Raw genomic sequence first — 26,728 nt, 5'->3', positions numbered from 1 at the left:
CAAGTGACCGCCTTGCCGCCCGGGCACACTAGAATGAAGCCATGCTCGACGACCGTGCCAAGCTGCTGCTCAAAGCCCTGGTGGAACGGTACATCGCTGACGGTCAGCCGGTGGGTTCGCGCACACTTTCGCGGGCCGCCGGCATCGAGCTCTCCCCGGCCACGGTACGCAACGTGATGGCCGACCTCGAAGAGCTCGGCCTCATCGCCAGCCCCCACACCTCCGCCGGACGCATTCCGACCGCGCGCGGCTACCGTCTCTTCGTCGACACCATGCTCACCGCCGAGCGGCCGGCCATGACCGAGCCGCCGGCGATCATCGGCGACCAGCCGCAGAAGGTCATCGCCAACGCAGCGCAGGTGCTGTCGAACCTGTCGCAATTCGTCGGTGTGGTGATGGCGCCGCGCCGCAGCTCGGTGTTCCGGCACATCGAATTTCTGCGCCTGTCGGTCAAGCGCATCCTGGTGATCATCGTCTCGCCCGACGGCGACGTGCAGAACCGCGTCGTCGTCACCGAAGCCGACATCGCCCAGCCGCGCCTGGTGGAGGCCGCCAACTTCCTCAACCAGAACTACGCGGGCCTGGCCATCGAGCAGGTGCGCGAGCGCATCAAGTCCGAGGTGCAGGCGTTGCAGAACGAAATCGCCAGCCTGATGCAGGCGGCGGTCGACGCCAGCTCCGATGCCTCGGCCGAAGCCGACGAGGTGGTGATCTCGGGCGAGCGCAACCTGCTCGCGGTGAGCGATTTCTCCAGCGACATGGGCCAGCTGCGCCGCGCATTCGACCTGTTCGAGCAGAAGACGCAGCTGATGCGGCTGCTGGAAGTGTCGAGCCAGGCCGAGGGCGTGCGCATCTACATCGGCGGCGAAAGCCGGGTGGTGCCGATCGAAGAACTCTCGGTGGTGAGCGCGCCCTACGAGGTCAACGGCCAGGTCGTCGGCACGCTCGGCGTGATCGGCCCGACGCGCATGGCCTACGACCGCATGATCCAGATCGTCGACATCACCTCGCGCCTGCTGGGCAACGCGCTCAGCCACCCGAAGTAGCGGCCGCCGCGTCCGGCCCGCGCAGCAGGGCTCCGCTGTCGGCCGCCACCTGCTTGAGAAATTCCCACACCGCCTGCATGCGCGGCAGGCCCTTGTTCTCGACCGGCATCGACATCCAGAACGTGCGCGTGAGCGATGCCTGGCCGGGCAGCACTTCGCGCAACCTCGGATCCGCGCCGGCCAGAAAGACGGGCAGCACGCCCAGGCCTGCGCCGGCAGCCACCGCCTGCCATTGCGCCACGATGCTGGTGCTGCGCAGCGCGAAGCGGCGTGGCGGCCCCATCTCGCGCAGGTATTGCAGTTCGCGGCTGAAGAGCAGGTCGTCGATGTAGCCGACGAAGGGGTGCTGGGCGAGGTCTTCGGTGCGCTCGATGGCGGCGTGGGCGCGCAGATAGTCGGCGCACGCGTAGAGGCGCAGCGCGTAGTCGCAGAGCCGCACCGCGATCACCTCGCCCCGCGCGGGGCGCTCCAGGCCAACCACGATGTCGGCCTCGCGCCGCCCCAGGTTGACGGTGCGCGGCACGGCGAGCAGGTCGACCAGCAGCTTCGGCTGCGCGGCGCCGAAGGCCGCCAGACGCGGCGCCAGCACCGCCGCACCGAAGCCTTCCGTCGTGCCGATACGCACGGTGCCGGCCAACTCGCCGGGCGGCCGGTGCGCGGCGCGGTCGGCGTCGATCGCGCGGCTGGCAGCTTCCATGGCCTCGGCGTGCGGCAGCAGCTCGCGCCCGGCTTCGGTCGGCGCGAAGCCCGTGGCGCTGCGCACGAAAAGCGGCCGGCCGAGCGATTTTTCCAAGGCCTGGATGCGCCGCGACACGGTGGTGTGGTCCACCTCCAGCCGCCGCGCGGCCGCCGCCAGCGTGCCGGCGCGGGCTGTTTCGAGGAAGAAGCGCAGGTTGTCCCAGTCGATCGTCATGGCCGCGATGCTGCCGTGCGAATTTGCAAGGGGCACCTGCCGCTTTCCCTGTTGTGGTCGCAATTTCGCAGGCATAGGATGGCCCGCCAGCCCATTCCAGACACGACAGGAGACAAGCACCATGTCCGCACTTCCGGCCTCGCTGCCGCATGCCCAGCCGCCCACCGTCAAGCTGCTGATCGGCGGCGAGTTCGTCGAATCCACCAGCCGCGAATGGCGCGACGTGATCAACCCCGCCACGCAGGAGGTGCTGGCGCGGGTGCCCTTCGCCACCACGGCCGAGGTAGACGCGGCGGTGGCCGCCGGACGCAAGGCGTTCACCACTTGGCGCAAGACACCCATCGGCGCGCGGGCACGCATCTTTCTCAAATACCAGCAACTGATCCGCGAGCACATGGACGAGCTCGCCGCGCTGCTCACTGCCGAGCAGGGCAAGACGCTGGCCGATGCCCAGGGCGATGTCTTCCGTGGCCTGGAAGTGGTGGAGCATGCGGCGGCCATCGGCAACCTGCAGCTCGGCGAGCTCGCCAACAACGTGGCCAACGGGGTGGACACCTACACGGTGATGCAGCCGCTGGGCGTGTGCGCCGGCATCACGCCCTTCAACTTCCCGGCCATGATTCCGCTGTGGATGTTCCCGATGGCCATCGCCTGCGGCAACACCTTCGTGCTCAAGCCCTCGGAGCAGGATCCGATGGTCACGATGCGTCTCGTCGAGCTCGCGCTGCAGGCCGGCATTCCTCCCGGCGTGCTCAACGTGGTGCATGGCGGCGAGGAGGTGGTCAACGCGCTCTGCGACCACGCCGACGTCAAGGCGATCTCCTTCGTCGGCTCGACCCGCGTCGGCACCCATGTCTACCAGCGCGCCACCCTGGCCGGCAAGCGGGCCCAATGCATGATGGGCGCCAAGAACCACGCGGTGGTGCTGCCCGACGCCCACCGCGAGCAGACGCTCGACGCGCTGGTCGGTGCGGCCTTCGGTGCGGCGGGCCAGCGCTGCATGGCGGTGTCGGTGGCGGTGCTGGTGGGCGAGGCGCGCGACTGGATTCCCGACCTGGTCGCGCGTGCCCGAAAGCTCAAGGTCAGCGCCGGCGTGGAGTCGGGCACCGATGTCGGCCCCCTGGTGTCGCGCGCCGCGCACCAGCGGGTGCAGGGGCTGATCGAACGCGGCGTCGCCGACGGCGCCAAGCTCGAACTCGACGGCCGCGACGTGTCGGTGCAGGGCTACGAGCAGGGCAACTTCATCGGCCCGACCATCTTCAGCGGCGTGGCGCCCGGCCAGGCGGTGTACGACCAGGAAGTCTTCGGCCCGGTGCTCGCGCTCTCCAGCGCCGAGACCCTCGACGAGGCCATCGCCTTCGTCAACGCCAATCCCAACGGCAACGGCGTGGCGCTGTTCACCCAGTCGGGTGCGGCGGCGCGCAAGTTCCAGGAAGACATCGACGTGGGCCAGGTCGGCATCAACGTGCCGATTCCGGTGCCGGTGCCGCTGTTCTCCTTCAGCGGTTCGCGAGCCTCCAAGCTCGGTGACCTGGGCCCCTACGGCAAGCAGGTGGTGTTGTTCTACACGCAGACCAAGACCATCACCGAACGCTGGTTCGACGACGCGAGCGCCGGTGGCGGCGTCAACACCACGATCAGCCTCAAGTAAGCCACGCGGCCAGAATGCGGTCCATGGAATACACCAACATCCTCCTCGAACAGCGGGGCGCGGTCGCGCTCATCACCCTCAACCGGCCCAAGGCGCTCAACGCGCTGTCGCCCGACCTCACCGCCGAGCTGGCCACCGCGCTCGACGCGCTGGAGGCCAACGACGGCGTGGCGGTGATCGTGGTCACCGGCAGCGAGAAGGCCTTCGCGGCCGGCGCCGACATCAAGGCGATGAAGGACTGGACGTACATGGACGTCTACAAGGCCGACTTCATCACTGCCACCTGGGAGCGCCTGGCGCGTTGCCGCAAGCCGACCATCGCGGCGGTGGCCGGCTACGCGCTCGGCGGCGGCTGCGAGCTGGCCATGATGTGCGACTTCATCATCGCCGCCGACACCGCCAAGTTCGGCCAGCCCGAGATCACCATCGGCACCATTCCCGGCGCCGGCGGCACCCAGCGGCTGACGCGGTTCATCGGCAAATCGAAGGCGATGGAGATGGTGCTCACCGGCCGCACCATGGACGCCGCCGAAGCCGAGCGCTGCGGCCTGGTGTCGCGCATCGTGCCGGCCGCCGAACTGCTTGACGACGTGATGAAGACCGCCGCACGCATCGCCGAGCTGTCGCAGCCGGTAGTGATGATGGCCAAGGAATCGGTCAACCGCGCCTTTGAAACCACGCTGGCCGAAGGCATCCACTTCGAGCGCCGGCTGTTTCACTCCACCTTCGGCACCGAAGACCAGAAGGAAGGCATGGCCGCCTTCGCCGAGAAGCGCAAGCCGGCGTTCAAGCACCGCTGAGGCCGCCCACCGACCGGGCGCCTGACGAACAACAGAGGAGACGCAGCAGCATGAAGATCGGTTTCATCGGACTGGGCAACATGGGCCGGCCCATGGCCCTCAACCTCGCCCGAGCGGGGCATTCGCTGGTCGTCTTCGACCCAGTCGCCACCGCGCTGCAGGCGCTGGCCGAAGCCGGCGCCACGGCGGGCGCTTCGGCGCGCGCGGTGGCGGCCACGCCGGGGCTGGACCTGTTGGTCACCATGCTGCCGGCCGCGGCGCATGTGCGGTCGGTCTACCTGGGCGACGACGGCGTGTTGGCCGCGGTGGGCCAAGGCGTGTTGCTGGTCGACTGTTCCACCATCGATCCGATGACCGCCCGCGAAGTGGCCGCCGCCGCCGCGCGCCAGGGCAATCCGATGCTCGACGCGCCGGTCTCCGGCGGCACCGGCGGGGCTGAAGCCGGCACGCTGACCTTCATGGTCGGCGGCGCCGAGGCTGACTTCGCCACGGCGCAGCCGGTGCTCGCACAGATGGGCCGCAACATCGTGCACTGCGGCGGCGCGGGCAACGGCCAGGTCGCCAAGGTGGCCAACAACATGCTGCTGGGCATCTCGATGATCGGCGCGGCCGAGGCGATGTCGCTCGGCGTAGCGCTGGGCATGGACCCGGCCGTGCTGGCCGGCATCATCAACACCAGCAGCGGCCGCTGCTGGAGCACCGACACCTACAACCCCTATCCCGGCGTGCTGCCCAACGCGCCGGCCGCGCGCGGCTACACCGGCGGCTTCGGCGCCGACCTGATGCTCAAGGACCTGGGCCTGGCCACCGAGGCCGCGCGCGCCGCGCACCTGCCGGTGGCCATGGGCGCGCTGGCGCAGCAGCTCTACCAGGCCTTCAGCGCGCAGGGCCATGGCGGGCTGGACTTCTCGGCCATCATCCGGTCGGTGCAGGGAAAGACGGCCGCATGAACGACACGGTTGCCTCCATCCCTTCCAACGCTTGCACGTCTTCCACCGTCCTCGCCGAGGTGGTCGACGGCGTCGGTGTGCTCACCCTCAACCGGCCCAAGGCGCTCAATGCCCTCTCGCTGGAAATGGTGCGGACGATGTACGCACAACTCTCGCTCTGGGCCGAAGACAACCAGGTGCGCGCCGTGCTGGTGCGCGGCGCCGGCGACAAGGCCTTCTGTGCCGGCGGCGACATCCGCGCGCTGCACGACAGCTACCAGGCCGGCGACGGCCAATGGCTGCGTTTCTTCGAAGAGGAATACGCGCTCGACCTGTTCATCTCGGAATATCCCAAGCCCTACGTCGCGCTGATGGACGGCTACACCATGGGCGGCGGCATGGGCATCGGCCAGCCGGCCACGCTGCGCATCGTCACCGGCCGCACCCGCATGGCGATGCCGGAGGTCGGCATCGGCTATTTTCCCGACGTCGGCGGCAGCTTCTTCCTGCCGCGCCTGCCGGGCTTCATCGGCTTTTATCTGGGCATGACCGGCGTGCAGATCGGGCCGGCCGACGCGCTCTTCGCGGGCTTGGCCGACGTCTGCATTCCATCGGCCGACGTCGCCGACATGCCCGCGCTCATCGCCCGCATGCACCGCATTCCCTGGCACCGTCCGCCGCCGCAACGGCTGCACGGCTGGACCACGCCGACGGACATCGGCGAGCCGCCGCTGGCGGCCTTCAGCGAGCCGATCGCCCAGCATTTCGGCCAGCGAGGCGCCGCCGCCATCGTGGCCTCGCTGCGCACCGAGCAGCGGCCGCAGTTCCAGCAGTGGGCGCGCGACACGCTGGAACTCATCGGCAAACGCTCGCCGCTGGCGGTGGCGGTGACCTGGGAGCTGCTGAGCCGGGGCTCCGGCGCGCCGCTCGAAGACTGCCTGCGGCTGGAGCTGGCGCTCGACCGCGCCTGGCTGCCGCGTGGCGACCTCATCGAAGGCGTGCGCGCGCTGCTCGTCGACAAGGACCACGCCCCGCGCTGGAACCCGCCCACGCTGGAGCAGGTCGACGAGCCGCTCATCCAGTCCTTCTTCGAACCTGCCGCCGTCGAGGAGTCGCGCCATGCATGACCGGCTCCTGACCGAAGAGCAGCGCATGGTGCGCGACATGGCCCGCGACTTCGCCCGCGGCGAGGTCGCGCCCCGGGCCGCCGCCTGGGCCGAAGCCGGCTGGATCGACGAAGCCGTCGTCGCCCAGATGGGCGGGCTCGGCCTGCTCGGCATGGTGGTGCCCGAAGAGTTCGGCGGCTCCTTCACCGACTGCACCGCCTATGCCCTGGCGGTGGAAGAAATCTCCGCCGCCGATGGAGCCCTGGGCGCGCTGATGAGCGTGCACAACTCGGTCGGCTGCGGCCCGGTGCTGCGCTACGGCAGCCCGGCGCAGCAGGCGCGCTGGCTGCGGCCACTGGCCACCGGCGAGGTCATCGCCTGCTTCTGCCTCACCGAGCCGCAAGCCGGCTCCGAGGCCCATGCGCTCAAGACCCGCGCGGTCCTGCGCGACGGCCACTGGGTGCTCGACGGCGCCAAGCAGTTCGTCACCAACGGCAAGCGGGCGGGCTTGGCCATCGTCTTTGCCGTGACCGATCCGGACGCGGGCAAGAAAGGCATCTCCGCGTTCCTGGTGCCCACCGACACTTCCGGCTTCGTGGTGCAGCGGGTGGAACACAAGATGGGCATCCGCGCGTCGGACACCTGCGCCATCGCGCTCGACGGCTGCCGTGTGCCCGAAGACGCGCTGCTCGGCGAACGCGGCCGGGGCCTGGCGATCGCGCTGTCCAACCTGGAAGGCGGGCGCATCGGCATCGCGGCGCAGGCCGTCGGCATCGCCCGCGCGGCCTTCGAGCGGGCGCTGGCGTATTCACGCGAACGCCAGCAGTTCGGCAAGGCGATCGGCGAGCACCAGAGCATCGCCAACATGCTGGCCGACATGCACACCCGCATCAACGCCGCCCGCCTGTTGGTGCTGCATGCGGCGCAGCTGCGCACGGCGGGACTGCCCTGCCTGTCGGAAGCCTCGCAGGCCAAGCTGTTCGCCTCCGAGATGGCCGAGCAGGTGTGCTCGCACGCCATCCAGATCCACGGCGGCTACGGCTACCTGGAGGACTACGAAGTGGAGCGCTACTACCGCGACGCCCGCATCACGCAGATCTACGAAGGCTCCAGCGAGATCCAGCGCCTGGTCATCGCGCGTGGGCTGGCCGATTACGCCGGCGGCTGACGCCCGGCCACCAGTCGCACCACGCCCCGCACGATCAGCGGCCCGAGCAGCAGCAGGCACAGCAGGCGGGCGGTCTGCAGGCCCATCACGAAGGGCAGGTCGACATGGGCCGACGCCGCCAGGATGGCCACCGCGTCGATGCCGCCCGGGCTGGTGGCGAGATATGCCGTGAGCGGATCGATGCCGGCCCAGCGCGACAGCGCCCAGCCCAGCCCGGCGCAGGCCAGGATGAGTGCGGCGATAGACGCCATCAGCCAGGGCAGGGAACGCCAGGCGTGGCGCACCACGTCGCGGCTGAAACGCCGGCCGATGCTCCAGCCGATCAGGCAATACACCAGCACCATCAGCCAGGCCGGCTGCGTCAGCCGCACCCAGCCCAGGTGCTGCGCCAGTGCGCCGGTGATGATGGGCACGAGCAGCGAGCCCGACGGCCAGCGCAGCCGCACACCGGCCCACACCGACACGCCGGCCAGCAGCAGGGTCTTGACCAGCTCGACGGCGTCGAACGGTGCGATGGCCAGCCGGTGCAGCCACTGCACCGCGTCCGGCGCTGCCACCGCCACGGTCTCGTCGACCGGCGCCACGTGCATCACCGATGTGGCCACCATCACCACCGCCGCCACCCGCAGGTACTGCATCAGCGCCACGTAACGCACGTCGGCGCCGTGGGCTTCTGCCATCAGCACCATGCCGGAAGCGCCGCCGGGGAACACGCCCCACAGCGCGCTGGTGCCCGGCAGCACCCGCAGCCGGTACAGCACGGTGCCGAGCAGCACGCTCAGCGCGATCACCGCCAGCACCACGGTGCCGAACAGCGCGCCGTGGAGCGCGACTTCGCGCAGGGCCTGCGCATGCAGGCCGGTGGCGATCAGCAGGCCGACCATGCCCTGGGAGAAACTCACCGCCGGCCGGGACAGCGAAGGTGCCACGCCCCGTACGCTCATCACGATGGAGGCGGCCATCGACCCGATCAACCAGGCGGCCGGCAGGCCCGCTGCCAGCAGCGCGAGGGAAATGGCAAGAGTGCCGGCCAGCAGTTGCAGCCAGCGGCGAAAGTCGTCGGAACGCAAGAAAGGCTCCCGGGCCGGGCGGCCCGTGGCGGGGGGAAAGAAAGACCGCTGCGGCGGCGCCGCGCGAAAGTCCGAGTCTCGCAGATTGTGAGCAAAACGCACCGGTCGGCCCGGGTGGCGTGGCCGGAAGGGCGGCGAGGAGATGCGACAATCGCGGGCTGGCGGGCCGTTAGCTCAGTTGGTTAGAGCAGAGGACTCATAATCCTTTGGTCATAGGTTCAAGTCCTATACGGCCTACCACCGCATAGCAAAAATCGTGGTGAGTTATCGCCTGACGGCGCTCAACCTTGTCGGCAGGCGTACCAGCCCCGCGACTGCCGAATGGCTCGATCAACCTGTCGCGCAGGCCTTGCGGTAGTTCTCGGCATTCATTGATAGCCGTCGACCACCTCAGTATGAAAGACCGGAATGCCGCGTTTCTACCCGGTCGTCCGTCGTCGTTTGCAAAATCCGCATTTTTTTCGCCCGATCGACCCGGCTGAGTCAGCCGGCCAAGCATCTGCACCTCGGTTATCCAACCCGTTCGAGCCGCTGTCGTGCAGTGCCTCACAACGGCGAGCGCTGGCGAAAATCAAGGCCTCTCGGTGGAAATGCCAGCGCGATCGATGGACCTGGGCGCTGAAGGATTCGACGTGTGCCGAAAACAGCGTGGCCCAGTGGGTAGCCGGCGCGCAAGGTCATCGAAACCCCGATGGCTGGCGACAGCGATGGGGCGGTCGGCAATGAACGCCGGATAACCAGCTGACGCATCGGTGTTTATGGGTTCAATGGCCGTCGGACTCATTTGCGTACGGAAATGAGCCTTGCGCTTGACGTTGCAGCGCGCGACGCCACCGGAACCTTTGCCATAGTGAAACCCAGGTCGTTGGAACCAGGGAGGCCATGAAAAATATGACCCACCAACGTTTTTCTTTAAGCGCGGGCAGGCCTGCTCGCGAAAGCCATTTGAACGCTTGGATCCTTTGGCCGGCGCCGAGGGCCTTGCGGGCAAAGTTGATTCGTTGGTGCCTCACGAAGCCCATGGCGGAATGCACTTGCCGGAAAGTCAGCCTGCCGGAGGACGCGCGTGCCTGCATCCGTTGCAGATAAGGCGGAAGGGCATCGAAGCGGTGCTTGGAACTCAGGCTTTCGCCGGCCGCATCGCGGTACGCAACCAGGGGAGCGGCGCAAAGAACGACGGGACCCATCTCTCCGAGCCGAAACCAGAGATCGAGATCCTCGCCCACCGTCTCTCCTGGTGCGAAGCACGGTTGCATGGTGCGCAGAAGCGCGGTATTTACCGCGACGGAACCGGTGAAGAACGGCAGCTCTTTCATGAAGCGCCGCGGTAGATCGTCCTCCAGCGTGCGAGGTGGCGATGGGCTGGCGAGAGCCCACGGCGTCGGGCGCCAGTCCTCGCTATCGCGTCGCGAGACAAAACCGGTGGCCACGACGTGGGCGTCCGGAAACTGCGAAATGGAGGCGAATTGCGCTGCCAGATAACCGGGATGCCACCAGTCGTCCGCATCCAGGAATGCGATCCATGCGCCTCTTGCGTGTTCGATGCCGTGGTTCCGTGCGGCGGAAACCCCGCCGTTTGGTTGGCGTATCAACCGGATCCGAGGATCGCCTCGCTTTTCGATCAGGTCGGGCCCCGCATCGGACGACCCGTCATCTACTACGACCACCTCGAAATCCAAGAATTCCTGGTTCAATACCGATGAAATGGTGGTGTCGATGTATGGAGCCTTGTTGAATAGTGGAATAACGACGGTGAAAATCATATTGGCGCCTGGAACTGAAATTCAGATGGATTATTCAACGGAAAGCACCAGCCTGGTGATGCACCTGCCTTGGTGCGTCCGACCGTGAGCAAACATTTTCATCGCTTCTGTCGACGCCGCACGGCCGCGTCCAGGCCCGCAAATTGCGAGGCCAGGTCGAAGCGGCATGATGCGAGCGCCTGGTAAGCGGGTCAAGTTGGGAGGGGTGTCATTCGATGCGCACCTCCTGATCAGTCGTGCGAGGCGCAAGGTTTCTTTCGGCTCAAATCTTTGCGTGGCACGCCCCTTCACGCCGCGCGCATACAGGTATTTTCATTCATGCGGGGCGCGCTTTCGAGAACGAAGTGGATAGTCGTGCTATTATGATTTGATGAATGGTTGGTTTTGAGGTGCATATTTCTCTATTGTCGGAGTATAGCTAAATGGAAGAGCGGGTAATTTACATGAAGGGTGGAGATGTCCTTCGTGAATCGGAGAAATTATTTCCGAAGGCTGGTGATTTGCCTGATGGTGGTCCTGATAAATTCCTTCTCTCAGTTCTGCATTTTACTGACAACAAGCGGCTCTTTCTTGTTGGCGAAGCCCAGGTTCCCGGTCGTCGCGCTGTGTCCGGGCGTCAAGTGGCTGCGTACGTACTGCGCCCGGCGGGTCTTGGACGTGTGGCAAGGCGGTTGAAATATTTTGCGTCGAGCGCACGTTTCTTTTTCGACGCGTTGCGTTTTCGGCCGTCAAAAATATTATGTGGATTTGAGGGCGCTTTCGGCCTGTTGGCATTGCTCGTAGCGCGCTTGAGTGGAGCGCAGTTTGTTTTTCTGGCGCATTGCGCTCTTGCCATCGATTCCTTGTCTAGTGCCACCAAAAAAGCCAATTCGATATTGTGTCGTCATTCCGATTTGGTAATCGTGCACGGCCCTTTTCTGCATGACCAGGCCGCGATGCTGGGCGCGCGCGCCGACAAAATCGTGGAGTGGAACAACGGCCTTGACGAAAGTGACAGGAGATTTCTCGCCTCGATCGAGTCGACGCACGCGACGGCGTCGACCATTCTGTATTTCGGCCGAATGGAGGAAGACAAAGGAATTTTTGATCTGCTGGAAGCATTCAATGCCCTACCCCAGAATGCAAACCTTAAGTTGCAATTCATCGGCGGAGGCTCAGCGTTGGAGCGTTTGCGGGCTACTGCTGCCGGCTCCGCTGTTCGAGAAAATATAGACGTCGTCGGGCACGTCCGTTTCGAAGATATGTTCTCGTACATCGTCAATGCGTCAGTCGTGGTGACGCCTACGCGCTCGACTTTCGCCGAGGGTCTTTGCCAGTCCGTCATTGAAAGTTTCTATGCGGGCAAGCCTGTCATCGCGCCTGATTTCGGTCCGTTCCCCTATATCGTGAAAGACGGGAGCAACGGATTGCTGTTTGCGCATGACTCCGTCGCATCGCTGACTGCCGCGCTGCACAAATACTTTGCCGACGAAAACCTCCGCACACGCGTTCATGCCGGCGCGGCAGCATCCGGCCAAGAACACATGAACCCGTCACTGACTTTTACCCAAGCGCTGGGCAAGGTGTTTCAATGAGCGCATCGTTCAATCGTCGGCCATCGCCTTTCCTGTTGTCGCCGCCTTTGACCAAGGTGATCTCGAAAGTAGCCGGAAAGAGGATTGCGAACGTTTCCGAGTCGCACGAAGTCATCTCAGCCGGTCATCGTTTCCAGCACCCGCCCGCGATATTCGACGAGCGTGAGTTGGAAGGCATCCTCGGCACGGCGGAAACCTCGAATATTGCCGAGCAGTTGCGCATCGCGCGCGGGCAATGGTCGGATCATGGGGCGTCTATTGCCTATACGCTAAAAGACGTGTTCCATTGCGACGGCATTTTCTACGGCTCACGCTACCGACATAACGTTACGACGCATCGGGGCGGCTGGATCAATTACGGGCGCGCGCCATGGGTGTCGGGAGGTGTTTTGGCGCAATGCTGGCTTGGTGCGAAATATTTCGGACATTCGCTGCATGAGGAAGCGCCGATGGCCCTGCTGGGCATGCAGCGGGGAAAACTCATTGGCACAGAACGTCGGCTGACCGCCCAACAACTCGCTTACCTGAATCTTTTCGGTGTCGCCAGCGAGATGTTGCCGGCGCGTGCGTGGATTGCAAAGCTGGAGATATTGGTTGACGACGCCTACAGTTTGTCCAAGGTCGGACGCTGGAAGCAGATGCGAGCCATGGTGCGGCACGCGGCGGGACAAGCCGATCATCCCGGTGTTTTCCTGGCGCGGGGCGCGACGGGGCAGAACCGTCAGTTGGTCAACGAGGCCGCGGTGGCAGATTATTTCCGTTCGATCGGTTTCAAAGTCATCAATCCCGGCGAGGCGGAATTGCCTGAGATCATGGCTGCCGTCGCTGGCGCGCGGATCGTCGTGGGCGTGGAGGGCAGCCAACTGGCTCATGGCTTCTTCGGCGTGCGGGAGGCGGGAGCTTTTCTCGTAATACAACCTCCTGGTCGTTTCGACAATGCTTACAAAGAGCGTTGCGACCTATCAGGAATCAAGTATTCGTTCGTGGTCGCGAAGCCTGCGCCCGGTGGCTTCACCATCGGGCTTGACCAGATCGAGCGGGGGCTGGAGCGACTTGAAAAAGTGATTCCTTAGCTCCGAAGTGAGGCAACCAGGCTGGTGGCCGCTCGTAATTCCGATTTCATGACCTTGCCGTTGTGGTTCTTCGGCAGCTCCAGCACGAAGCGGTAGCGCTTGGGGCGCTTGAAACGCGCCATGTGCGCCAGGCAATGCGCCTCCAGCGCTGCTTCGTCCAGCGCCTGACCGGAGCGCGGCACCACGAAGGCCACCACCTTCTCGCCCCACTCGCGGTCGGGTTCGCCGATGGCGCAGGCCTCGTGCACGGCCGGGTGAAGCAGCAGGCATTCCTCGACCTCGCGCGGATAGATGTTGGAGCCGCCCGAGATGATCACGTCCTTGGAGCGGTCCATCAGCGTGAGATGTCCGTCGGTATCGAGCGAGCCGACGTCGCCGGTCCACAGCCAGCCGTGGCGCAGGGCCGATGCGGTACCGGTCGGGTTGCGCCAGTAGCCGGCCATGACGGTCGGGCCCCGCACCACGATCTCGCCGATCTGCCCGGCGGCCAGCGCATGGCCTTCGGCATCCACCACCGCCACCTCGACGCAGCTCTGCGCTCGGCCGACGCCGCCGAGGCGCTGCAGCCAGTTCGGATGGCCGCAGCCGGCGATGTCCGCGCGCGGCAGCACGGTGATGCACATCGGTGACTCGCCCTGGCCGTAGATCTGCACGAAGCGCGGGCCGAACACGTCGAGCGCCTCCTGGATGTCGGCCACGTACATCGGGCCGCCGCCGTAGACGAGCGTGCGCAGTCCGTCGGCAGCGCTGCCGGTACGGCGCGCGGTGTCGGTCAGCCGCCGCACCATGGTGGGCGCGGCGAACATCGACAAGCGGCCGCAGCCGCGCGCAAGCGCCAGCACCTCGTCGGCATCGAAGCCGCCCGAAGGCGGCACCACGTGCCGGGCGCCGCGCAGCACGTGCACGAAGTTGTAGAGACCTGCGCCGTGCGAGATAGGCGCCGCGTACAGCGTGGCGTCGGCGGCCGACACCTCGTCCACGTCGACCAGGTAGGTGAGCGACATGGCGACCAGGTTGCCGTGGGTCAGCATCACACCCTTGGGTTTGCCGGTGGTGCCGGAGGTGTAGAAGAGCCAGGCCAGGTCGGCGTCGGCGCGCGGCAGCGGCGGCCGGCCGGGGCCGCGTGCGACATCGGCGATGCGGGCCGCCTCGCCCACGCGCACCAGGGCGGTGGCGCTGCCCGGCGGCAGCTCGCCTGGCTGCGTGTCTTCCACGAAGAGCAGTGCCGGCTCGCTGTCTTCCACTACCACGCCGAGCTCCTTCCAGTGCAGCTTGGCATTCACCGGCACCACCACGCCGCCGGCGAACCACACGCCGTACATCAGCCACAGGTATTCGATGCGGTTGCCCATGAAGAAGGCGGCGCGGTCGCCGGGCTCGAAGCCGTGGGTCTCGATCAGCCACGCCGCGATGGCCGACGCGCGGGCTGCGAAATCCCGGTAAATGCCGACGACCTCGGTGCCGACCAGCAGCGCGGGCGAGTCGGGGGCGGCGGTGGCGGTGCGGGCCAGCCATTCGGCGATGTTCATGGGCGTTTTGTCTCCGTGCGACGCAGCATGCGATCGTGACCCAAGGCGTTGCTTGCGACCACACCGGAAAACGCCAATGGCCGGCGCCTTCGGTAGGCACTTCAGGCCACGGAAATCGGCGCCGGGCTCCAGACGCGATGCGCGTATTCGCTGCCGTCGAGTTCGTCCGCATCGATGCGCTGCAGGTGCGCCACCTGCCAGTCGGCATCGGCCAGGAACAGGTCGCGCCCGATGGCCGACACCAGGCGCGGCACGTTGTGGCGCAGGCTGCCGGTGTCGCCGACCGGACGGCCGTGGCTGGCCATGGCGGGCGCGGCGAAGCAGTGGATGGCCGAGAGCCAGGGCGCGGTGCCGGGCGTGCGCGGCAGAAACTCGAAACCGGCGCCCAGGTAAGGATGGCGGGCGAGCCCGGTGTCCGGCGATCCCCAGGCCGGCTGCCAGTGGTCGCCCCAGGTGCTCGCGTGGGGCGCCACGGCGGCGAGCTCGGGCCGCAGCGCCAGGTCGACGGTGTAGCCGGTGCCCAGCAGCAGGTGGTCGAAGGTGAATTCCTCGTCACCCGCCCGCGCCACGATGCCGTCGCTCTGCAGTCGTACCGACGCCAGCGTGCTGCCCAGATGGAGATGGAAATTCTCGTGCCGCGTGGCGCGCAGCACCGCGTGTCGGGGCGGGTTGCCGCCGCGTTCGCGGTAGCTGCGCATCAGCGCCCAGCGGGTGGCGTCGGGCAGCTGGTGAAAGAACTCGAAGCCGCCGACATGCGAAAGCGCCTTCATGCGGCTGCGACGCGCCAGGTCGGGCTGGCGGCAGAACAGATGCACCGTCCGCGCGCCCTGTTCCAGCGCGGTGGCGGCTGCGTCGAAGGCCGAGGCGGCGGCGCCCAGCACCGCCACACGCGCGCCGGCCAGCGATGGCAGGGTGTCGGCGGTGTGGCTGTAGCGATCGCGCGGCAAGGAGCGGGCGACCCATTCGGGCACACGCGGTGCGCCGCAGCCGTCGACGCCGGTCGACAGCACCAGCTTGCGGGTGGTCTCCACCGACACCCGTCCGTCGGGCAGGCGCAGCGCCACGTGCAGACCGGCCGCCGCGGGTTCGACCCGCAGCAGCGTCGTGTGGTGGCGCACCCGAGCGCCGGTCGCCTCGCGGTACCAGCCGAGGTAGTTCGCCCAGGCGTCTCGCGGAATGCGTTCCAGCGCGTCGTACGCCGCTGCGCCATGCACGGCTTCGTACCAGGCCTGGAAGCTGAGCTCGGCGATGCCCGACTCCGGCCCGGTGAGGCTCTTGGCGGTGCGCAGGGTGGGCATGCGGGCGATGGTCGACCACACGCCTTCGGCGCCCGGCGCGGCCCGGTCGACGATGGCGATGCGGCCGATGCCGGCGCGACGCAAGGCGAAGCCGATGTTCAGGCCGCTCTGCCCGCCGCCGACGATCAGCACGTCGTGGTCGGTGCCTTCGCGCGGCGGCACCCAGTCGGGCGGGTGGTCGCGCAGCAGCGTCTGTGCCCGCGTCACCCGGTCTGCCAGCGCGCGCTCGGCCGGACTCACGCGGTGTGCCTCCGGGTCACCGAAGCATCACGCCGGGCCGCGCCTTCGCGCAGCAGCGGCAGCAGGGCGCGTCCGTAGTCGGTGGCGTCGGTGCGCGGATCGAAGCCCCGGAACAGGAAGTTGCTCACGCCCGCATCGTAGTAAGCCAGCAGCGCCTGGCTCACCTGTTCGGCGGTGCCGACGATGGCGGTGGTGTTGCCCGGCGCGTTGGTGGCGGCGGCCACGCCCATGAACAGGCGCTCGTCGAGCACCTCGCCTTTTTCGACCAGCTGCAGCAGGCGGCGCGAGCCTTCGTTCTCGGCCGTGGTCGGCGGGCGGTGGCCACCGAAGACTTTGCTCTTGTCGCTCCACAGGCCGACCTCGCGGGTCTGCTCGGCGATGTCGCGCGCCTGGCGCCAGGCCTGTTCCTCGGTCTCGCCGACGATGACGCGGATCGAGATGCTGAAGCCCGGATCGCGCCCCAGTGGCGCGGCGAGCGCACGCACGCGGCCGATGAGCTCGCGGGTGCCGTCGAGCGTTTCGCCCCACAGCGCGTACAGATCGGCATGCTTGGCCGCGACCTGCAGGGCCGGCTCCGAAGCGCCGCCGAAGGAGATGGGAATGCCGCCGTCCTGCAGCGGCTTGAGCTCCGAGAAGCCGCCCTTGACCCGGTAATGCCGGCCTTCGTAGTCGAGCGGCCGGTCCTGCGTCCACACGGCACGCACGATGTCCAGAAACTCGTCGGTGCGGGCATAACGCTCGTCGTGGCCGAGGAAGTCGCCGTCGCGCTGTTGTTCGGCGTCGCGGCCGCCGGTGATCACGTGCAGCCGCAGCCGCCCGCCGGTGAAATGGTCGAGCGTGGCCAGCTTGCGCGCGGCCAGCGTCGGCGAGACGAAGCCCGGGCGGTGCGCCAGCAGGAAGTTCAGGTTCCGGGTGACGCCGGCGGCGCGCGCGGCGGTGAGGAAGTTGTCGGCCCAGCCGGCGTTGTGCGGCAATAGCACGCCGTCGAAGCCGGCCTCGTCGTGGGCGCGGGCCACGCTTTCGATGTGGGCGATGTCGAAGGCCGGTCCCTGCGCCGGAATGGTTTCCGAGAAGAGTCGGGGGTAGAGGGTTCCGTAGAGCTCGATGGCCATGGGGTGTTGTCTCCTGTGAGGGGCAGCGCGTCAGCCGCGGATGCCGGCGGCCTCGATCACGCGGTTGTTCACCGCGATCTCGGACTTGAGCAGTTCGGTGATCTGCTGCTGGCGCAGCGGAAAGATCTCCACGCCCAGGCCTTGCAGCTCGCGCACCACCTGGGGGTTGGAGCCGACGGCGGCGTAGGCCTTGCTCAGCGCCTGCACCACCGGCTCGGGCGTGGCCTTGGGCACGGCGGCCAGGTAGAAGTTGGTGGCTTCCCAGTTCGGCACGCCCGCCGTGGCGATGTCCGGCACGCCGGGCAGGTCGGGCGCGGAGCGGGCGCCACTGAAGGCCAGCCCGCGCAGGCGGCCGTCGCGCACGTACTGGCCGGCCAGCGGGTCGAGCACCAGCTGCACATGGCCGGCGATGGCGTCGTTGACCGCCAGCGCCGAGCCGCGGTAGGGCACATGCACGATGTCGATGCCGGTGCGCTGTCGCAGGTATTCGCCGGCGATGTGGCCACCGGTGCCGTTGCCGGCGGTGCCGTAGTTGATCTTGCCGGGGTTGGCGCGGGCATGGGCGATCAGCTCCTGCAGGCTCTTCACCGGCAGCGCCGGGTTCACCGCGAAGACGAAGCGAATGTGTCCGAGGAAGCCCACCGGCACCAGATCGCCCAGCGGGTCGTAGGGCGCGCCCAGCACCTGCGGCGCGGAGGTGAGGTTGCCGCTGGAAGCATTGAGCACCGTGTAGCCGTCGGGTGCGGACTGCACCACCGCATGGGTGCCCAGCGTGCCGCCGGCGCCGCCCCGGTTGTCGACCACGACCGGCTGGCGCAGCACCGCCGACAGCTCGCGGCCGCAGGCGCGTGCCACCAGGTCGTTGGTGCCGCCAGGCGGGTAGGGGCTGACCAGGTGCAGCAGATGCTGCGGCCAGGTGCCGGTGGCACGGGCCTGCGGCAGCAGGGCGCCGAGCGAGGCGAGCGCCAGCAGGTGGCGGCGCGAAAGGGCTTCGGTCATGTCGTGCTTTCCGTGCTGAAGTCGATCGGATTCAGGAGGCGGCCGTCACCAGGCGGATGCCGGTCTCGCCTTCGCGCTCCAGCTGTTCGACCAGGCCGAGCTCCCAGGCCAGGTACTCGCGAAAGCCCGTGTCGCGCTGCGACAGGTCGGCGTGCTGGTAGGGGCTGAACCAGTGGTCGTCGTCGCCGGTCAGCACGCCGTCGGCACCGGAGGCGGTGGGCAGGCCGGCGGCGAACCAGGCCTCGGTGCCGCCGACCAGCGCGCGCACGTCGCGGCCGCTGCGTTGCGCCAGTTCGGCGGCCACGATGCGCGCCAGCACGCCGTCGGGCGAGGTGAGCAGCACGGTAGCGTCGGCCGGCAGGTCGGCGACGATGGCTTCGAGCCGGTCGGGCACGGCGAAGCGCGCACCGGCGGCGTGGCGGCGTTCGTAGGGGGCGCGCCGGTCCACGTCGAACAGCTGCGCGGTGCCGGCGGCCAGCAGGGCGGCGGCCTGGCCGACCGAGATCGACCGTGCCACGCTGCGGACGGGCTGCACGGTCACGGGCTCGGCGCCGGTCACCAGCTCGGCGTTCGGCGCGGGGGCGAAGACGAAGACCTCGTGGCCGCCGAGTTGCGCCAGCCAGGCGCCGGTGGTGAGCGCGCGTACGCCATCCCAGTCGGCCAGCACGATGCGGGCGCGGCGGGTGGCCAGGTATTCGTCGGTGGCCTGCACCAGCTGGCCGCCGGGCGCCCAGCGCCAGTGGGCGAGGTGGCCGGCACGGTATTCCTCGCGCGAGCGCACGTCGAACCGGTAGACCGTGCGTTCGCCGGCCTCGGCCTCGAAAGCCGCCAGCTCGGCCGCGTCGATGCGGCGCACGCCGGCGCGCGCGGCCACGTCGGCGGCCTGGGTGCGGGCGCTCGCCAGGGCCTTGTCGCCGGGCTCGGGCAGCGGCGCGGCTCGGCCGTGGGCCAGGGTGCGGCCGGCCAGCAGCCAGGCCATGGTGCCGTCCTTCAGCGACACCACCGGGTTGGGAATGCCCGCGTCGATGAGGGTCTGCGCGCCCACGATGCTGCGGGTGCGGCCGGCGCAGTTCACCACGACCAGGGTGGACGGGTCCGGCGCGATCTCGCCGATGCGATAGACCAGTTCGCCGCCCGGCAGGTTGTGGGCAAACGGCAGGCTGAAGTCGGCGAACTCCTCGGGCGTGCGGCTGTCGACCACCACCAGCGGGTCGCCGCGCGACACACGTTCGTGCAGTTCGTCCACCGACACCCAGGGCGTGTGCTTGCGGTGCTCGATGACCTCGCCGAAAGCCTTGCTCGGCACGTTGCTGCCGCTGAAGATCTCGTAGCCGGCGGCGGCCCAGCCGTCGGTGCCGCCCTGCAGCACCGACAGGTTGCGCCAGCCCAGGCGCACCAGCTTGCCGGCGGCCTGGTGGGCCAGGCTTTCGTCGGCGTCGACCAGCACGATGCGGGTGTCGCGGCGCGGCACCAGGCGGTCGATCAGCAGCTCCAGCCGCCACAGCGGCGCCGAGGCCGCGAACAGGAGGTGGCGATGGGTGAACACGCCGGTCTCGCGCACGTCGAGCACCGCGATCTCCTCGCCGTCGGCCAGCGCTGCCTTCAGCGCCTGCGGCGAAATGGCGGCATGGCGGATCTCCCTGGGCGGCGCGAAATGCCGAAAACCGCCGCCTTCCTTGCCGTCGAACACCACGCGGCGGTCGAGTTTTTCCAGCGCCTGGCCGTAGAAATGCAGGTGCAGGCCGGGCTGGTCGCCGATCAGCTCGATGGTGTGCACGTCGGTGGGCGACAGCACCACCACGCTGCCGGCGTGTACGTCCACCGTGCGTTGCGGCACCAGGCGGTCGTGGCCGGGCTGCTGTGTGGATTCGCGGCGGTAGACCACGTTGCGTTCCTCGCCCGCGATGCCGGCGATGACCGCCCAGGTGGTGTGGTCGTGCGGCGGCTGCGCCTTGCCGGGCAGGCCGGTCGACACATAGAGCGCGAAGCCGCCGTCCAGATCTTCGGCGAGGCGGTAGACCTGCGCCGGGCGCTCGGCCGACACCGGAAAGTGCTCGTGCGGGAACAGCACGCCCTGCAGGCCCAGGCGCACCAGGGCTTCGGCGACGTCGTCCAGGCTGGCCTCGCCGCTGGCGGCTATCAGGGCGCGGGCCTCGCGCAGAAAGGCTTCGATGGCGCGGGTGCGCTGGCTGGCGATGTCGTTGCCGGCGGCATCGACGGCGAGTTCGGTGTTGCTCATCTGCGGGGCTCCGGCGGACGTGGTTCGAGGGATGGGAAAAACCCAGCGTAGGCCGCGTGCCCCGCGCTCGCCACGAAGCTTTTTGCAGATGCATAGACGGTCTCCTTCGTTGGCTTGCGCGGGCCGCACTTCCAGACTGCGACGCATCGGGCTGCCTGCCCATCGCACTCGTCAGACCGCCATGCCCCTCGTCTCCGCCCTCCCGACCGCTGCCGCACCGACGCGCCCGAAAGGCCTTGTCTACCGCGCCGCCCGCCACGTGCTCGTCAGCCTGGTGCTGATGCAGGGCCTGCGGGCCTACGCCCAGCCGGACGCGGCCGCGTTTCCGGCCAAGCCGGTGAAGGTCGTGGTGCCGGTGGCCGCCGGTGGCAGCGCCGACAAGCTCACCCGGCTGGTCGCCGAGAAGCTGACCGAGAAGTGGGGCCAGGCGGTGGTGGTGGAGAACGTGGTGGGCGCCAGCGGCACGATCGGCGCCGCGCGGGTGGCGCGTGCACCGGCCGACGGCTACACGCTCATGGAGCAGGGCGAAGGCCTCACGCTCAACGCCATCCTCTACCGCGACCTGCCCTACGACAGCGAGCACGCCTTCGTGCCGGTGATCAAGGCGGTGGTCAATCCGCAGATCCTGGTGGTGAACCCGGCCACCGGTATCAAGACCTTCGCGGACTACCTGGCGCGCGCCCGCGCGCAGCCCGAGTCGATCAGCCTGGGATTGCCGGGCAACGGCGGCATCGCCCACGTGGCCCACGAAATCATCGGCCAGCAGACCGGCGCGAAGGTCAACTACATCCCGTACCCCGGCGGCGGCCCGGCCACGCTCGACGTGCTGGCCGGCCACACCGACGCCACGCTCATCACCCTGGCGGCGGTGACCGAATACGTGCGCGCCGGCAAGCTGCGCGCGCTCGCGGTGACCACGCCCTACCGATCGCCCGCGCTGCCGGACATCCCCACCATGGCCGAGGCCGGGCTGGCCGGTTTCTCGGTGGAAAGCTGGCAGGGTTTCTTCGCGCCGGCCGGTACGCCCGTGACCATCGTCGAAAAGATCAATCGCGACATCGCGGCGGTGCTGCGCACGCCCGAGATCGAAGCCAGGCTGGTGGACATGGGATTCAAGGTGGCCGGCGGCAGTCCGGCGGAGCTCGCCGGCAGCCTGCGCTCGGAGCGGCCGCGTTATTCGCAGGCCATCAAGACGGCCGGCATCGCACTGCGCTGACGCCATCGTCTGCAACTTTTTGCGGGGCCTCGCTCGCTCCTTGGCCCGCGGTTCCGGCCGCGGGCTTTTTTCAATGCGGAAATTCGTCCATGTCATCGGTTCTGTCGAAGCCATCGACGCCAGCCGCCGGTATCGGGCAGACATCACGTTCCATCGCCGCCTTCGACCTGCGGTGCTGGCTGCAGGACGGCACCGGGATCGCGTTGCTCGATGTGCGCGAGCCGGGCGAGTTCGGTGAGGGCCATCCCTTCTTTGCGGTGCCGGCGCCCTACAGCCGGCTGGAGCTCGACATCCACCGCCTGGTGCCGCGCCCGGGTACCCGCATCGTGCTGATCGACCAAGGGGGCGATGCCGACCTGGCCGAGCGCGCCGCACGCCGGCTGACGGCCCTGGGCCATGTCGGCGTGCACCGGCTCGAAGGCGACCGCCGACCTGGGCGGCCACCGGCGCGACCTAGTTCCAGGCGTGAACCTGTCCTCCAAGACCTTCGGCGAACGGGCCGAGGTCGCGTTCGGCGTGCCGCACCTCACGGCCGCCGAACTGCACCGCCGCCAGCGCGAGGGCGAGCCGTGGCGCGATGCACGGTAGACGAGCGGGGGGTGTTCAGGCTGCCGGTAGCCTGAGTTCGCCGTCGGTCCCTGCATGCGCCAGACGACCTTCGTGCGAGCGCAGGGTCCTCCCTTGGCACCCTCTTTGCTTAGTGAATGGATTTCACCGAGCAGGGTTCGCAGCAATGAAGCAACACGCAGGCGTTCAGCGCCGGTCGCTGGTCACGATGGCGGTTCTGGCCGGTTTGGGAGCGCGTGCCGCACAGGCGCAGGACTACCCCTCGCGGCCGGTCCGCCTGGTCATTCCGCAGGGCCCGGGTTCGGGTGCCGATGCCACCGGCCGACAACTCGCCGAGTTCATGGCCCGCGCCCTCAACGGCTCGGTGGTGGTCGACAACAAGCCCGGCGCCAACGGCGTGCTGGCCTCCTCGATCGTGGCTCGCGAGCGCCCCGACGGCTATACCGTCTTCCTCACCAGCGTTTCGCTGACCAGCTTCAACCAGTACCTCTACAAGAAGCTGCCCTACGACCCGATCAAGGACTTCACTTTCATCGCGCCGGTGGTCGACGCCAGCTTCATGGTGATCGCCAGCCAGAACAGCGGCATCAAGAGCTGGGCCGACTTCGTGGCCAAGGCACGCGCCGAGCCCGGCAAGCTGACCTATGCCAGCGCGGGCCTGGGCAACTCCACGCATCTCTACATGGAGAAGATCGCCCGCGACCTGAAGCTGGACCTGCGCCACATCCCCTACAAGGGCGCCGGCCCGGCGCTGCTGTCGGTGGTGTCGGGCGAGACCGACCTGATGTGCGTGGTGACCGTCACCGCCCTGCCGCAGTACGAGGCCGGCGCGGTGGTGGCGCTGGCGCAGTCCGGCGAGAAGCGCGCGGCCCGCATGCCCGCCGTTCCGCTGATCAACGAGCTGGCGCCGCGCATGCCCGCGCTGCCGGGCTGGTACGCGCTGGTGGGGCCGGCCGGCATGCCGCCCGAGGTGGTGCAGAAGCTCTCGGGCGCGGTCAGGGCTTTCCTGGACGACGAGTCGACCCGCAAGAAGCTCAACGAGCAATTCCTCTTTCCGATTCCCGGCACCAGCGAGCAGATCCTGGCGCGTGCCACGCAGGAATCCAGAATCTGGGGCGAACTCATCAAGTCGCTCGACGTCAGCTTCGATTGAAATAGCCACCCATGTCCGATCTCGATCTCAACGGCCAGGCGTGGCGGGTCCCGCCCAGCCAGTACGCGGCCGGCCGTCCGGCGCGCTGGGCCATCGGCGCCCCGCGTTCTCGATACCTGCGCATGCGCGACGGCTGTCGCCTCGCGCTGGATGTCTATCTGCCTGAAACCTGCGAGGCGTCAGGCACCGAAGCGCCACCGGCCCGGGTGCCGGTCATCGCCGTGATGACGCCGTATTACCGCCGCTTCGCGGTGACGGCGCCGGGCGCCGAGCCCTCGCCGAACATCGCCATCTACCGCGACTTCTTCGTGCCGCGCGGCTATGCGCTGGTGGTGCTCGACGTGCGCGGCAGCGGCGCCAGCTTCGGCCGGCGCGACGCATTCCGCTCGCCCATGGAGCGGGGCGACTACCTGGAGCTGGCCGACTGGATCGCAGCGCAGCCCTGGTGCAACGGCGCCATCGGCGCCACCGGCATCTCCTACCTGGGCGCGGCCTCCTGCTTCCTGGGCAGCACCGGGCATCCGGCGGTCAAGGCGATCGCGCCCCTGTTCGCGGTGTCGGACACCTACAGCGACCACGTCTTCCCCGGTGGCGTGATGTGCAAGACCGTCACGGCCCATTACGACGACCTGATCCGCGCGCTCGATCAGGATCGTCGTGACGAACTCGCGCAGTACCCCTATTTCGCCGATCCACGCTATGCCGGTCCGGCGCCGGTCGACGACGACCCGGACGGCCTGCTGGTGCAGGAGGCCATCGACGAGCACCGCGACAGCTTCCTGCTGCGCGACATGGCGCCGGAGATGGCCTTCCGCGAGGAAGGCATGCTGTACGACCCGGCGCTGCACAGCGGCGCCTGCAGCCCCTACTGGTACCTGCACGAAGTGGCGGGGAAGGTGGCGGTGTATTCGGTCTCGGGCTGGTACGACGGCAGCGCTTTCGTGCACGGTTCGGTCTCGCGCTTCATGACCCTGCAAGGCCCGCACGACCGCCTGCTGCTCGGCCCCTGGGACCACGGCGCCCGCACCAACGGCTCGCCCTGGCGCACGGCCGGCCACAGCGCGCCGGATTTCCCGATCCTGTCGGAGGTGCTGCGATTCTTCGACGAGCACCTCGCCGGCATCGAGACCGGGCTGCAGGCCGAGCAGGCGGTGCATTACTTCTGCACCCATGCCGAGGAGTGGCGCGATGCCGCGCAATGGCCGCCCGCGGCAAGGCCGACCGACTGGTACCTCCAGCCGGGCCGCCTGTCGCCCGTGGCGACACCCGAACCGGAAGAGGTCGAGCTGCAGACGCGCTTCTCGGTCTCCAGCGGACGCCATTCGCGTTTCGAGCGGCTGGCCGCGCAGGCCATCGTCGACTACTACCAGGACTGGCCCGGTCACGAAGCAGAGATGCTGTCCTTCGTGTCGGACCCGCTGCCGCAAGCGCTCGAACTCGGCGGCCACGTACTGCTGGAGCTCACGCTGCAGTGCAGCGAGGGCGACGGCGCCCTGTTCGCCTACCTGTCCGAGGAGCAGGCCGACGGCACGCTGGTCTACATCAACGAAGGCTGCCTGAAGCTGTCGCACCGCGCCACTGCGCCCGCGCCGACGCACTACCGCACGGCCTGGCCGTTCAGGGACTATGCGCGCCGCAACGTGCGGGCCATGGATCCGACGGTGGCCGAGACGGTGCAGATCGCGATGCTGCCGATCGGCTGGCGCCTGGCAGCGGGCAGCCGACTGCGGCTGTCGCTCTCGGGCGCGGACGGCGAGCATTTTCAGCAGGTGCCGCACGGGCGTCCGCCGCGGTACCGGCTGCAGCTCGGCGGGGTGCAGGGCTGCCGCCTGCGCCTGCCGATCGTCGCGGGCGCCTGAGGCCGCCGCGCCACGCGCAGGCCATTGATGAAATTGGCTCAATAGCCTATGCAGTCCCGGCCATCTACCGCGATGGAGCCGGGCAGCCTAGAGTGGTCGGCGAGCCCGCCGCCGCGCCGTCGTGGCCGGCGGGCACCACCGTTCGAAGGACTCCATCCCATGCTTTTCACCCGTCTCCTGGGCGGCCTGACCTGCGCCGTCGTCGCGCATTCGGCCGTCGGCGAATCCGGCTCGGCACCGGCCACGCAGCAGATCACCCGCGCCGGTACCCGGCCGTCGGCCGCCGGTCCCGAGGCAAATTTCACCGGCCGCGTACGAGTCGACCCGGTCTACGCCGCCAACGCGGACATGAACACCAGCGGCGCGCTGGTCACCTTCGAGCCAGGCGCCCGCTCGGCCTGGCATACCCATCCGCGCGGCCAGTACCTGGCGGTCACCTCCGGCGCCGGCCTGACGCAGGAATGGGGCAAGCCGATCCAGGAGATCCGCCCGGGCGACGTGGTGTGGTGCCCGCCCGGCATCAAGCACTGGCATGGCGCTGCGCCCGGCACCGCCATGACCCACCTCGCGGTGACCGGCATCGCGCCCGACGGCAAGGCCGTCGAATGGATGGAAAAGGTGAGCGATGAGCAGTACGGCGCGCGCTGAAGAAAGCACCAGCGGCACCGCCACCCGGCGCGGTCTGCTCGCCCTGCTGGCCGCCACCGGCCTCGACGCGGCGCATGCGCAGGCGAGCGCCGCTTCCTCTTCCTCGATACCGTCCATGACCACTTCCAACACCACCCTTGCGCCGCGCCAGGCGGCGCTCGGCCCCATCGCGGCGGCTGCCGCCATCGGCGACACGGCCCGGCTGCCCTCGGCCCTGAACGAGGGCCTCGACGCGGGCCTGACCATTTCCGAGACCCGCGAGGCGCTGGTCCAGCTCTACGCCTACGCCGGTTTTCCGCGCAGCCTCAATGCGCTGACCGCGCTGATGAAGGTGCTCGACGAGCGGCGCCAACGCGGTGTGCAGGACGCCGAAGGCGCCACCCCCGGCCCGGTGCCGGTCGGTGCGCAGCTGCTGGAGCTCGGCACGGCGAACCAGACCAGGCTGGTGGGCGCGCCGGTACGCGGGCCGCTGTTCGAGTTCGCGCCGGCCATCGACCAGTTCCTCAAGGCCCATCTGTTCGGCGACATCTTCGCGCGCGACAACCTCGACTGGCAAAGCCGCGAACTGGTCACCGTCGGTGCGCTGGCGGCGATGAGCGGCGTGGAGTCGCAGTTGCTATCGCACGTGCGGGTCAGTCTCAACGTGGGCATCACGGCCGACCAGCTGGCGCAGGCGGCGCAGGCCTTGTCGATCGCCGGCCATGCGGACGCCGCCGCGCGCCTGCAGGCGGCGCTGGCCCAGGCCACGCGCCCATGAGCGCCGCGAGCCGGGCCG

The 26,728-nt window shown here is 68.5% G+C and carries 22 protein-coding genes, 1 tRNA gene and 1 pseudogene; 16 read left to right on the top strand and 8 right to left on the bottom strand.

All coding sequences use genetic code 11. The annotated features are described in order from the left end of the window. Positions 1-41 precede the first annotated feature (41 nt). Positions 42-1,046: a heat-inducible transcriptional repressor HrcA gene (gene hrcA, locus R9X41_RS20830; protein WP_318632349.1), complete on the top strand. Its 1,005-nt coding sequence runs from the start codon at positions 42-44 to the stop codon at positions 1,044-1,046. Here the strand turns inward: hrcA and R9X41_RS20825 are convergent. Further along, complete coding sequence (locus tag R9X41_RS20825; protein WP_318635292.1) at positions 1,030-1,953, bottom strand: LysR family transcriptional regulator; 924 nt, start codon at positions 1,951-1,953, stop codon at positions 1,030-1,032. The two genes, hrcA and R9X41_RS20825, sit on opposite strands and share 17 nt — an antisense overlap. A 127-nt stretch (positions 1,954-2,080) precedes the next feature. Between R9X41_RS20825 and R9X41_RS20820 the strand changes: the two genes are divergently transcribed. From R9X41_RS20820 to R9X41_RS20800, 5 genes are read left to right on the top strand one after another with little or no spacing between them, the layout of a single operon-like run. Further along, on the top strand, positions 2,081-3,610 hold the full coding sequence (locus R9X41_RS20820; protein WP_318632348.1) for a CoA-acylating methylmalonate-semialdehyde dehydrogenase: 1,530 nt from the start codon (positions 2,081-2,083) through the stop codon (positions 3,608-3,610). 23 nt (positions 3,611-3,633) lie between these two features. Next, the gene (locus tag R9X41_RS20815) at positions 3,634-4,410 is read left to right on the top strand and encodes an enoyl-CoA hydratase (RefSeq protein ID WP_318632347.1); all 777 of its coding nucleotides are present in this window, start codon (positions 3,634-3,636) and stop codon (positions 4,408-4,410) included. Positions 4,411-4,460: 50 nt separating this feature from the next. After that, positions 4,461-5,360 (top strand): 3-hydroxyisobutyrate dehydrogenase, encoded by a 900-nt coding sequence (mmsB, locus tag R9X41_RS20810; protein WP_318632346.1) that lies wholly within the window; start codon positions 4,461-4,463, stop codon positions 5,358-5,360. Beyond that, positions 5,357-6,466 carry an enoyl-CoA hydratase/isomerase family protein gene (locus tag R9X41_RS20805; protein WP_318632345.1) on the top strand — a complete coding sequence of 370 codons (1,110 nt, stop codon included), beginning with the start codon at positions 5,357-5,359 and terminating at the stop codon, positions 6,464-6,466. Before mmsB ends, R9X41_RS20805 begins: the two co-directional genes overlap by 4 nt. After that, positions 6,459-7,613 carry an acyl-CoA dehydrogenase family protein gene (locus tag R9X41_RS20800; RefSeq protein ID WP_318632344.1) on the top strand — a complete coding sequence of 385 codons (1,155 nt, stop codon included), beginning with the start codon at positions 6,459-6,461 and terminating at the stop codon, positions 7,611-7,613. Before R9X41_RS20805 ends, R9X41_RS20800 begins: the two co-directional genes overlap by 8 nt. Here R9X41_RS20800 and R9X41_RS20795 read toward each other — a convergent pair. Then, positions 7,598-8,683: an AbrB family transcriptional regulator gene (locus R9X41_RS20795; RefSeq protein ID WP_318632343.1), complete on the bottom strand. Its 1,086-nt coding sequence runs from the start codon at positions 8,681-8,683 to the stop codon at positions 7,598-7,600. The genes R9X41_RS20800 and R9X41_RS20795 overlap by 16 nt on opposite strands. A 163-nt stretch (positions 8,684-8,846) precedes the next feature. Between R9X41_RS20795 and R9X41_RS20790 the strand changes: the two genes are divergently transcribed. Then, positions 8,847-8,923: transfer RNA gene (locus R9X41_RS20790), tRNA-Ile, on the top strand. Between the two features lie 524 nt (positions 8,924-9,447). On the opposite strand, the gene R9X41_RS20785 is transcribed toward R9X41_RS20790, so the two are convergent. Further along, positions 9,448-10,446: a glycosyltransferase gene (locus tag R9X41_RS20785; protein WP_318632342.1), complete on the bottom strand. Its 999-nt coding sequence runs from the start codon at positions 10,444-10,446 to the stop codon at positions 9,448-9,450. A 422-nt stretch (positions 10,447-10,868) separates the two neighbouring features. Here R9X41_RS20785 and R9X41_RS20780 point away from each other — a divergent pair, with 422 nt between their 5' ends. Together R9X41_RS20780 and R9X41_RS20775 are read left to right on the top strand one after the other, a co-directional pair. Then, positions 10,869-12,020 (top strand): glycosyltransferase family 4 protein, encoded by a 1,152-nt coding sequence (locus R9X41_RS20780; protein ID WP_318632341.1) that lies wholly within the window; start codon positions 10,869-10,871, stop codon positions 12,018-12,020. Further along, positions 12,017-13,093: a glycosyltransferase 61 family protein gene (locus R9X41_RS20775; protein ID WP_318632340.1), complete on the top strand. Its 1,077-nt coding sequence runs from the start codon at positions 12,017-12,019 to the stop codon at positions 13,091-13,093. The genes R9X41_RS20780 and R9X41_RS20775 overlap by 4 nt, the downstream gene beginning before the upstream one ends. Here R9X41_RS20775 and R9X41_RS20770 read toward each other — a convergent pair. From R9X41_RS20770 to R9X41_RS20750, 5 genes are all read right to left on the bottom strand, one after another. Then, positions 13,090-14,622, bottom strand: a complete 1,533-nt coding sequence (locus tag R9X41_RS20770) for a class I adenylate-forming enzyme family protein (protein ID WP_318632339.1) — start codon at positions 14,620-14,622, stop codon at positions 13,090-13,092. The two genes, R9X41_RS20775 and R9X41_RS20770, sit on opposite strands and share 4 nt — an antisense overlap. A 101-nt stretch (positions 14,623-14,723) precedes the next feature. After that, on the bottom strand, positions 14,724-16,160 hold the full coding sequence (locus R9X41_RS20765; RefSeq protein WP_318632338.1) for a SidA/IucD/PvdA family monooxygenase: 1,437 nt from the start codon (positions 16,158-16,160) through the stop codon (positions 14,724-14,726). Continuing rightward, complete coding sequence (locus R9X41_RS20760) at positions 16,157-17,272, bottom strand: LLM class flavin-dependent oxidoreductase (RefSeq protein WP_318632337.1); 1,116 nt, start codon at positions 17,270-17,272, stop codon at positions 16,157-16,159. Before R9X41_RS20760 ends, R9X41_RS20765 begins: the two co-directional genes overlap by 4 nt. Before the next feature lie 30 nt (positions 17,273-17,302). Then, on the bottom strand, positions 17,303-18,271 hold the full coding sequence (locus tag R9X41_RS20755) for a Bug family tripartite tricarboxylate transporter substrate binding protein (protein ID WP_318632336.1): 969 nt from the start codon (positions 18,269-18,271) through the stop codon (positions 17,303-17,305). Between the two features lie 31 nt (positions 18,272-18,302). Beyond that, entirely contained in the window at positions 18,303-20,510 is a 2,208-nt protein-coding gene (locus R9X41_RS20750; protein WP_318632335.1) for a rhodanese-like domain-containing protein, read from the bottom strand. Between the two features lie 280 nt (positions 20,511-20,790). On the opposite strand from R9X41_RS20750, the gene R9X41_RS20745 reads away from it, so the two are divergent. The 7 genes and pseudogenes from R9X41_RS20745 to R9X41_RS20715 all read left to right on the top strand — a co-directional run bounded on the left by R9X41_RS20745 (position 20,791) and on the right by R9X41_RS20715 (position 26,710). After that, positions 20,791-21,726, top strand: a complete 936-nt coding sequence (locus R9X41_RS20745; protein ID WP_318635291.1) for a tripartite tricarboxylate transporter substrate binding protein — start codon at positions 20,791-20,793, stop codon at positions 21,724-21,726. An 89-nt stretch (positions 21,727-21,815) separates the two neighbouring features. Beyond that, positions 21,816-22,088 (top strand): annotated as a pseudogene (locus R9X41_RS23715) (hypothetical protein); the annotation flags it as partial. Between the two features lie 34 nt (positions 22,089-22,122). Continuing rightward, entirely contained in the window at positions 22,123-22,314 is a 192-nt protein-coding gene (locus R9X41_RS20735; RefSeq protein WP_318632333.1) for a hypothetical protein, read from the top strand. Between the two features lie 145 nt (positions 22,315-22,459). After that, entirely contained in the window at positions 22,460-23,446 is a 987-nt protein-coding gene (locus R9X41_RS20730) for a Bug family tripartite tricarboxylate transporter substrate binding protein (RefSeq protein WP_318632332.1), read from the top strand. Between the two features lie 11 nt (positions 23,447-23,457). Beyond that, on the top strand, positions 23,458-25,305 hold the full coding sequence (locus R9X41_RS20725; protein ID WP_318632331.1) for a CocE/NonD family hydrolase: 1,848 nt from the start codon (positions 23,458-23,460) through the stop codon (positions 25,303-25,305). A gap of 159 nt (positions 25,306-25,464) precedes the next feature. Then, positions 25,465-25,953: a (R)-mandelonitrile lyase gene (locus R9X41_RS20720; RefSeq protein WP_318632330.1), complete on the top strand. Its 489-nt coding sequence runs from the start codon at positions 25,465-25,467 to the stop codon at positions 25,951-25,953. Then, positions 25,931-26,710, top strand: coding sequence for a carboxymuconolactone decarboxylase family protein (locus R9X41_RS20715; protein WP_412556634.1), 780 nt, complete (start codon positions 25,931-25,933; stop codon positions 26,708-26,710). Before R9X41_RS20720 ends, R9X41_RS20715 begins: the two co-directional genes overlap by 23 nt. Positions 26,711-26,728 lie beyond the last annotated feature (18 nt).

It is taken from the genome of Xylophilus sp. GOD-11R, assembly GCF_033546935.1.
Taxonomy (GTDB): Bacteria; Pseudomonadota; Gammaproteobacteria; order Burkholderiales; family Burkholderiaceae_C; genus Xylophilus.
The sequence above is the reverse complement of the archived record's forward strand: the minus strand, read 5'-3'. Positions and strand labels throughout refer to the sequence as shown.

Excerpts from the sequence above, each read along its gene's own strand:
- R9X41_RS20805 (WP_318632345.1), top strand. The coding sequence starts at position 5,357 with ATGAACGACACGGTTGCCTCCATCCCTTCCAACGCTTGCACGTCTTCC.
- R9X41_RS20770 (WP_318632339.1), bottom strand. The coding sequence starts at position 14,622 with ATGAACATCGCCGAATGGCTGGCCCGCACCGCCACCGCCGCCCCCGAC.
- R9X41_RS20720 (WP_318632330.1), top strand. The coding sequence starts at position 25,465 with ATGCTTTTCACCCGTCTCCTGGGCGGCCTGACCTGCGCCGTCGTCGCG.
- R9X41_RS20780 (WP_318632341.1), top strand. The coding sequence starts at position 10,869 with ATGGAAGAGCGGGTAATTTACATGAAGGGTGGAGATGTCCTTCGTGAA.
- hrcA (WP_318632349.1), top strand. The coding sequence starts at position 42 with ATGCTCGACGACCGTGCCAAGCTGCTGCTCAAAGCCCTGGTGGAACGG.
- R9X41_RS20775 (WP_318632340.1), top strand. The coding sequence starts at position 12,017 with ATGAGCGCATCGTTCAATCGTCGGCCATCGCCTTTCCTGTTGTCGCCG.
- R9X41_RS20715 (WP_412556634.1), top strand. The coding sequence starts at position 25,931 with ATGAGCAGTACGGCGCGCGCTGAAGAAAGCACCAGCGGCACCGCCACC.
- R9X41_RS20730 (WP_318632332.1), top strand. The coding sequence starts at position 22,460 with ATGAAGCAACACGCAGGCGTTCAGCGCCGGTCGCTGGTCACGATGGCG.
- R9X41_RS20820 (WP_318632348.1), top strand. The coding sequence starts at position 2,081 with ATGTCCGCACTTCCGGCCTCGCTGCCGCATGCCCAGCCGCCCACCGTC.
- R9X41_RS20800 (WP_318632344.1), top strand. The coding sequence starts at position 6,459 with ATGCATGACCGGCTCCTGACCGAAGAGCAGCGCATGGTGCGCGACATG.
- mmsB (WP_318632346.1), top strand. The coding sequence starts at position 4,461 with ATGAAGATCGGTTTCATCGGACTGGGCAACATGGGCCGGCCCATGGCC.
- R9X41_RS20750 (WP_318632335.1), bottom strand. The coding sequence starts at position 20,510 with ATGAGCAACACCGAACTCGCCGTCGATGCCGCCGGCAACGACATCGCC.
- R9X41_RS20815 (WP_318632347.1), top strand. The coding sequence starts at position 3,634 with ATGGAATACACCAACATCCTCCTCGAACAGCGGGGCGCGGTCGCGCTC.
- R9X41_RS20735 (WP_318632333.1), top strand. The coding sequence starts at position 22,123 with ATGTCGGCGTGCACCGGCTCGAAGGCGACCGCCGACCTGGGCGGCCAC.
- R9X41_RS20745 (WP_318635291.1), top strand. The coding sequence starts at position 20,791 with ATGCAGGGCCTGCGGGCCTACGCCCAGCCGGACGCGGCCGCGTTTCCG.
- R9X41_RS20760 (WP_318632337.1), bottom strand. The coding sequence starts at position 17,272 with ATGGCCATCGAGCTCTACGGAACCCTCTACCCCCGACTCTTCTCGGAA.
- R9X41_RS20725 (WP_318632331.1), top strand. The coding sequence starts at position 23,458 with ATGTCCGATCTCGATCTCAACGGCCAGGCGTGGCGGGTCCCGCCCAGC.
- R9X41_RS20755 (WP_318632336.1), bottom strand. The coding sequence starts at position 18,271 with ATGACCGAAGCCCTTTCGCGCCGCCACCTGCTGGCGCTCGCCTCGCTC.
- R9X41_RS20785 (WP_318632342.1), bottom strand. The coding sequence starts at position 10,446 with ATGATTTTCACCGTCGTTATTCCACTATTCAACAAGGCTCCATACATC.